We start from the raw sequence: 3378 nt of genomic DNA, 5'->3' as shown, positions 1-3378 counted from the left end.
AGCTCAGTGATAGGACTACGACCAGGATTAGACATAAGACGATCCCTCAAGGAACCGTCACACTCGCAGCCGTTCGAGCAAAATGGAAGGTGAGGTCAGAACACCGCTTACAGTGCTTCTTCGACGCGCATCGATACTTCGGCCGGAAGTCCGGCCAGGCGGCGAATGCGCCATGCCTGAACCGGCAGCCCCTCGCGTTCGAGTGCTGCGGCCGCCCAAAAAACTCTTCGCAACCGAAAATCTTCGAGCGTTTCGACGACCTGCCCGAGAGCCTCAATCGTTCGGGGAAGCTTTTCCGTCCGCTTGCCGATCCAACCGGGACGGCCGAGCAGTCGCTCCAGCGCTGCGGCCGAGACCCGCTGCGGCGGAGTTTCGCGTATCAGCCGGTGGGCGGCGTCACGCAGCTCAACCGCAAGATGGCAGTCGATAGTCGGCCAGTCGAGGCGCTTGCCCCAACGCGACGCAGTGCTAGGCGGAGGCGAGTTGAGATCGAGCCAATCCCTGTCGTTGCGGTAAAGCCAAGAGCGTTCTGCTTGCAGAAATGCACCGAGTTGTTTTCGCGAAAGACCTGGCTGCTCTGCTTGAGCAGCGAGCCAGCGCCCTCGGATGGCATCTCGATCGAACCTGCGCTTCGCCCTTCCCTCCTTTCGCGCCTTCCACGGCACCTTGAGTTCGAGCCTTGTTGCATGGAGCCGGATCGTTCCTGGATCGACGCAGAGCGCTCGTGCCGTTTCTCGCAGTCCGTTGCCGCCTGCCACCAGACCACGGAAACCTTCATCGAACAACGGCCCGAATTCGAGTATTCGCGGCTTGCTGCGTGCACCATCGGCAAGAGCGTAGACATGGCCGCAGATGCAAGTGAAACGAGCGATGGCATGGCCGCGGTCGTAGTGAAGTTGCATCCGGGTGACGACCCGCCGTCCATAATGGTCAGCCAAGCGGTTCAAGCAAGGCCATGGCCCCGTCCCGAACGGCGAAGGCTTCCGACGCTCTTGGCCTTCCAGAAACAACCGAAACAGGACATGCCTAAGAGGATGGAATGCCTTGCGATGCTTACGCGTCATCTCCGATAGCCAGTCAGAGCCGTCGGCCTCTGGAAGAATGCGCGCAATCGGACCGATCATTGCTGCATACGCTGCTGCAAGCTTTCCCTGAGCTATGCGGTTGCCTTTGCCGAATCCTCGCTCAATGGCACCACGGCGGTATTCCTCCTGCAAATTGCCGGAGCGAGGAGGTGCGCACAAAAGAGCTGCGCTGGCCACTGCGATCCAACGAAGCAATTCGACGGCGTGCCGATCTTCCGCCCAGGATGGAACGACCGCGACAGCAGCGCAATTGCCTTCATGCGCGGCGACGAACTCGTGCCGGTTGGTCATGGTGAGCCTCACGCTGCTGTCAGCAAGAGGACAACCGTGTTCGGGACACACGAGAACCCCTGGAAGCTGGTGCTCGCGACGCCAGTAAAGCTCGCCGGATCTCGCGAGCATCTCGGCCCGACAAGAGAGGCAATAGCGCAGATGTTCGGGTGGTGAAACGGTGCTGGCAGCGATGCCGAGCTTCAAGTGCACACCGTCCGCGCTACCCTGCACCAGAGAGCGAAGGACGTGTGCTGCCATCTCCGGCGGTTCGAATGAAGTATAATACGGATAAAGAGTGTGCTCTCGCGCCAATGCCTCCGACGTCAGTCCCCTTCCCGGCGGGATACGCTCGGCGAGAACGCCGAGGCTGCCTTGCAGATCCACTGCAGCAATAGCGGTGCTGCGTCCGAACAGTTCTTCCGCAGTCCCCTTGGGGCTCGAAGAACCGGTGTGCCGGTGATAGCGGGCCAGCACGCTGTACAGAAGTTCGCCGGGGTAGACTTGCGGGAAGTAGGACAACATGCCGAATTATTCGTGATCAGGAAAGGAAGCTGTCGCATGGCAGAAGTTGTTGATGAAAAGCGGGCCGCTGAAATCGCGGCGGCCCTTCAGGCCGACATGTTGAACCAGGCGGAGTTTAACCGTCTTCTCGCGAGGCTTACCCCTTCCACCTCTGTCAATACCCCCGACACTCGAGCGCGCCGCGCATCTTGTCCTGGATGCTCCGGTGGGGAGGCCCCAAAAGTTTCGTGGTCGTCCTAGCATCCTGAAAGCCCTGCAAAGGCGGCATCAGGAAGAGGTTTTCGACCTGCAACGCATTTTCACGTATGCTTTGAGCGCCACCGCGGCAGGGCTTGGCATCAGCGCCAACGGCACCGGGTGGCATGAATCCAAGATCGACCGATGGGCAGCGAACGACAACGCACCGACGAGGAAGAGTCGTCTTGACTCTTCTTTAGAGTACGGTCAATGTCCGTACATGAAGGAGATCGCCATGGCCCAGATGCAATCCAATCGTGACGACCGCATCGAGTTGCGCACCACGCGCGACGAAAAGCGGCTTCTGGCGGCTGCCGCCGCGCTTGAGCGGCTTGACGTGACCAGCTTCATCATGCGTGCCGTCCTGCCCGCCGCGCGCGATGTGATCGAGAAAGCCGAGCGCATCTCGCTATCAGAGCGGGATTCCCTGCGCGTGCTCGACCTTCTGGAAAACCCGCCAGCTCCTACACCGGCCCTGCTTGCCGCCGCCCGCCGCCGCGTCGCGCGAGGCGGCAAGAGTGCTTGATTGGCGGGAAGAACCGATCGGACGCAGCCATGACCGGAAGGCGTTCGATTGCGGCGTGCCGGAGCTAAACGAGTATTTGCGCCGGCACGCCCGCCAGAACCATGAGGGCGGTGGCTCCAAGACCTTCGTGGCGGTGGCTCCAGCCGCGCCGGAAACCATTCTCGGATATTATTCCATCAGCCCTGCCTCGATCGCCTTCGCAAAGGTTCCCACGGCGTTGACCAAAGGGCTCGGCCGGTACGAGGTCGCTGTGTATCGGCTGGCTCGTCTGGCCGTGGCGCTTCCGATGCAGGGCCAGAGGCTTGGGGGCGATCTGCTGCTGGCGGCGGGCGCGCGGGCTCTTGCCGTGGCGGCTCAGGTCGGCGGGGTGGCGCTGGCGATCGACGCCAAGGACGAAAAGGCTGCGCACTGGTACGAACGCTTTGGCGCGATGCCCTTACTCGACAGTAGCCTGCTCAGCCTGATCCTGCCGTTCCAATCCATCATCGAAGCTCTCGACATCGCGCAAGGCGAAGCCGTCTAGAGCCGTCCGACACGGTTCAGATTTCCCGTCCTTTGTCACGCTGTTTTTTTTGCTGCTGATGCAGCGCCTGCGTCAACTCCTTCTCGCCTCACGGATTAAGGGTTAGCGGTGTTCTCAGACCATGGGATCAGCGTTTTGGCTGGCGGCATAGGCCCAAGGCATGAGTTCATCGATTTTGCGCATCGGCCAGCCGTTGACGAGGCGTGAGAGAA

The 3378-nt window shown here is 61.0% G+C and carries 3 protein-coding genes; 2 read left to right on the top strand and 1 reads right to left on the bottom strand.

Annotation, left to right across the window (positions count from 1 at the left end; genetic code table 11):
• Positions 1 to 107: 107 nt before the first annotated feature.
• On the bottom strand, positions 108 to 1880 hold the full coding sequence (locus tag KKP04_RS15195) for a TnsD family Tn7-like transposition protein (RefSeq protein ID WP_215033509.1): 1773 nt from the start codon (positions 1878 to 1880) through the stop codon (positions 108 to 110).
• A gap of 472 nt (positions 1881 to 2352) precedes the next feature.
• On the opposite strand from KKP04_RS15195, the gene KKP04_RS15190 reads away from it, so the two are divergent.
• Both KKP04_RS15190 and KKP04_RS15185 read left to right on the top strand, forming a co-directional pair.
• Positions 2353 to 2643 (top strand): DUF1778 domain-containing protein, encoded by a 291-nt coding sequence (locus KKP04_RS15190; protein ID WP_215033512.1) that lies wholly within the window; start codon positions 2353 to 2355, stop codon positions 2641 to 2643.
• Positions 2636 to 3166 carry a GNAT family N-acetyltransferase gene (locus KKP04_RS15185; protein WP_215033506.1) on the top strand — a complete coding sequence of 177 codons (531 nt, stop codon included), beginning with the start codon at positions 2636 to 2638 and terminating at the stop codon, positions 3164 to 3166. The genes KKP04_RS15190 and KKP04_RS15185 overlap by 8 nt, the downstream gene beginning before the upstream one ends.
• Positions 3167 to 3378: the final 212 nt, after the last annotated feature.

The sequence above is a fragment of the Rhodomicrobium sp. Az07 genome (assembly GCF_018619475.1).
In the GTDB taxonomy this organism is placed as follows: domain Bacteria; phylum Pseudomonadota; class Alphaproteobacteria; order Rhizobiales; family Rhodomicrobiaceae; genus Rhodomicrobium.
This window is presented reverse-complemented; position numbering and strand designations above follow the sequence as displayed.

What these genes read in the sequence shown, in the direction of transcription:
- KKP04_RS15195 (WP_215033509.1), bottom strand. Translation starts at nt 1,880, where the DNA reads ATGTTGTCCTACTTCCCGCAAGTCTACCCCGGCGAACTTCTGTACAGC.
- KKP04_RS15190 (WP_215033512.1), top strand. Translation starts at nt 2,353, where the DNA reads ATGGCCCAGATGCAATCCAATCGTGACGACCGCATCGAGTTGCGCACC.